Below are 1245 nucleotides of genomic sequence, written 5' to 3' on the forward strand. Positions count from 1 at the left end.
GCGACCATCTGTACCTGCTGGAAGATTTCACGGTTTGCCACAACACCGAGCTGGCCACGGCCATTCTGCTGGCCGCCAAGAACAACGGCAAGCGCGGTGGTTTTCTGGCCGATCGCATCAGCCTGTGCACTCAAACCTCCGAGCGCTTCGACAAATACGGCCTCGATCACGGCATGATGCAGGCCTCGCACTGGCGCTTTCGTCCCAGTGAGTTGGTCCAGGTGTGCAGCGTGCAAACCCTGGCCCGGCGCCAATGGCCAGAAATGAGCTTGATCGTGGTGGACGAGGCGCACGTTCTGAACGATGTGGTCAAGAAGAAGTTGGCTGCCAAAGACTGCTACGCCATCGGCTTGTCGGCCACCGCCGTGACGCCCGGCTTGGGCAAGTATTTCGATACGGTCGTCAACGCGCCAACTACCAATCGCCTGATTGAAATGGGCCGTCTGGTGCCCTTGCGCTACTTCGCCTGCACCGCGCCGGACATGGATGGCGTCAAGGTCGTGGCCGGTGAATGGGATGCCAAGGAGACGGACAAGCGCGCCCTGCAAGTGGTGGGCGACGTGGTGCATGAGTATTTGCAAAACGGCCAGAGCAAGAAGTTCATCGGTTTTGCCGCCTCTATCGTGCACGCCCAGGAACTGCAACGCCAGTTCATCGCCTCCGGCATCAACGTGGCAACCTACACCGCCGACGACCAGCCGGAAGACCGCGCCGAGATCGTTCAGGAATTCAAGAAGGCTGACAGCAACATCCGCGGCATCCTGTCGGTTGAAGCCCTAACTCGGGGTTTTGATGTAGCGGACGTGGAGGTGTTGATCCTGGCCCGGCCGCTGCGCAGCTCGCTCGCCGTCCACATCCAAATGCTGGGCCGCGTCATGCGGACCTTTGAAGGGAAGTTTGAGGCCATTGTGCTGGACCACTCCGGCAACGTGGCCCGGTTCTGGAAGGCTTGCAACGAGCTTTTCGAGAACGGTGTTTCTGAACTGGACGACGGCAAGAAAAAGGAAAAGAAGAAGGAAGCCGCCGCAGACAAAGAAAAGGAAATGGTCAAGTGCCCGCATTGCCGCGCGATGCACATGCCACGGCCGTCCTGCCCCTCATGTGGCCACGAGTACCCACGCAAGGCCGCCATCGAGCATGTGCCCGGCACGCTGAAAGAACTCGTCGCCACCGGCAACCCCGCGCTGATGCGCAAGATGCTTTGGCCACAGGTTTGCTCAATCGTGCTGGAGGCCACCCCGGATA

Annotated in this window: 1 protein-coding gene; it reads left to right on the top strand. The window is 60.1% G+C overall.

The window, feature by feature from the left end:
• Positions 1-1245, top strand: a 1245-nt coding sequence (locus C5P05_RS17515; protein WP_114971129.1) for a helicase-related protein, incomplete at both ends; no start/stop codon positions are given.

The sequence above is a fragment of the Rhodoferax ferrireducens genome (genome assembly GCF_003347515.1).
In the GTDB taxonomy this organism is placed as follows: domain Bacteria; phylum Pseudomonadota; class Gammaproteobacteria; order Burkholderiales; family Burkholderiaceae_C; genus Rhodoferax.